This is a genomic window from Sulfolobales archaeon, assembly GCA_038897115.1.
GTDB lineage: Archaea > Thermoproteota > Thermoprotei_A > Sulfolobales > AG1 > AG1.
Genome location: JAWAXC010000017.1, coordinates 29032 through 30616 on the forward strand (window position 1 = coordinate 29032; position 1585 = coordinate 30616).

2 protein-coding genes are annotated in these 1585 nt (G+C 48.6%); both read right to left on the reverse strand.

Translation table 11 applies throughout. The features are described from left to right. Positions 1-947, reverse strand: a 947-nt coding sequence (locus QXE01_03730; GenBank protein ID MEM4970344.1) for a DUF1156 domain-containing protein, incomplete at its 3' end; no start/stop codon positions are given. A gap of 191 nt (positions 948-1138) precedes the next feature. Further along, a complete protein-coding gene (locus QXE01_03735; protein ID MEM4970345.1) occupies positions 1139-1531 on the reverse strand; it encodes a hypothetical protein in 393 nt (130 codons plus the stop codon). Positions 1532-1585 lie beyond the last annotated feature (54 nt).

Below are 1585 nucleotides of genomic sequence, written 5' to 3' on the forward strand. Positions count from 1 at the left end.
CTCAGGGCTTCTTTCACATGCCATTCTCCCCTCGGTGTTCTCATTATCTGGTTGTTGCAGATCAGGCATGTAGCTGTCTCCCTCCTAGCATCTATATTTGGTCTCGGAACCCTGTACTGCCTCCCCTCCGCCTCCACCAAGCCCTGTGGGGTGTTCACCCTCGCTGTTAGTGTCTTTCTGCCAAGCTCTCTATTCAGATCAACGATCTTTATATATACCTCCCCACCGTATCTCTCCGGCTCCATCCATGCCAGCCTCTGATACGCCCCCCTCCCACCCTCCTCACCCTCCTCCCCTTCGCCACCGCCCCTCGATACCCTTGCCAGCCACCAGTTCCCGACCAGGGGTGTCCACATACCGCAGTGCGGGCATCTAACCTCCCAGCTACCTATATACACAGCTATATCATCGTCGTAGAGCTCTCCAACATCTCGATCTCTTCTCAGCATCTCAACAACATATCCACCCCACCTCTTAACATCATCAGCAAGCCTCCTCCCAAGCCCCCTATCAACAGCCCATCTAGGATGCTCCAGAACAGCCTTTAGAAAAACATACGCTGCTGGCAACAGCTCAACAGCAACAACCTCGCCCACACCGAGCCTCACAGCCTCCAGAGGTATCGAGCCAAAGCCTGCGAATGGGTCTAGAAGCCTTGCCCTTCTAAATATCTCTCTCCAGCTGAGCGGGATAACCGGGTTCTTCCTATGCGGTGTGTTATCCGCGAACCGTAGATGGTATTTGAACTCATAGGGGCTGATATCTTTCGAGAGAAGGGCGCCGGCTATCACCGCCCTAGCCCCTGCCAGGGGCTTTCTAGTCCACCAGAACACCATCTCCCAGAAGGGAGGCCTACCACCGCCCAGCTTCTCCCTAGCAGAGGCCTCATTAACATCCCCGACGGGGAAGCCCTCGGACTCTATAAACAGCTTATCCACATTATCCATACATACCCCCCACAAACCATATCAGCAAAGTATCTATGGGATATACAAACCGATATAACCATAGATCTCCCTCGCAATAGTATTTTCAGGGGGTTATATAGCTGACCCTGTATGATCTAATAACGTTAGGATAACATTTAGCATAGAAGATAAAGATTCAATCTCGTCTTCCGGGATCTTGGTTGTATCGATCAATTTAAACAAATCTTGAGGAGATGGTTGAACCCCCTGTTGTTGCGCCTCTGACCTCCTCCCCACCCTAAGGGAATCCTCGCCCCAACTATAGTGCTAGCATCAAGGCTTATAAGCATTAGCAGCATCCCCGCCCTAAAGAGCGAGGCTTTCAGTTGTAATGCCAATGATATGAAGTCGAAAAATCTGGTCATCCTATCTTCATCTATGTAGCGTTTTAAGTAAGTACGCAAGCTCTCTAGAGTTGTAAGTACTTCTTGTAACTCGGATCTTAGCAAATTCCTCTCAATTTCAGGCTTAGATATGATTATTTTCAATGACCTTAGCTGCCCTTTTAATTTTCCGAGCTCCCATAATACTTTCAATAGGTTTTCATTGTGTTTGCTGTACAATATACATTTACCAATTCATTATTGCAAAGCGCACTATATAATAACACCTTAGTA